Source organism: Burkholderia sp. Bp9143 (assembly GCF_003853645.1).
Classification (GTDB): Bacteria; Pseudomonadota; Gammaproteobacteria; order Burkholderiales; family Burkholderiaceae; genus Burkholderia.
Map to the genome: position 1 here is coordinate 1 of NZ_QTPO01000202.1, position 225 is coordinate 225.

Sequence of the window (225 nt, forward strand, 5' to 3'; positions counted from 1 at the left end):
CGACGTCGAGATCGGCAATGGCGGAGCCGACACCTTCATCTTCAACCAGGGCTATGGCCATCTCGAGATCAACGAGTTCGACTTCTGGGGCGGCACTACCGGCAAGGTACTGCAACTGGGTACCGGTCTGACGCCGGCATCGGTCGCTGTCACGCTCAACGGCAATGATATCTATCTGACGCAAGGCACCGATCAGGTCAAGCTCGACGGCATGGCTGACGGATC

General features: G+C 59.1%; 1 protein-coding gene. It reads left to right on the forward strand.

What is annotated here, in order from left to right; translation table 11 throughout:
- Window positions 1-225: hypothetical protein (locus tag DIE23_RS39850; protein WP_185646629.1), on the forward strand; the 225-nt coding region annotated here is incomplete at both ends.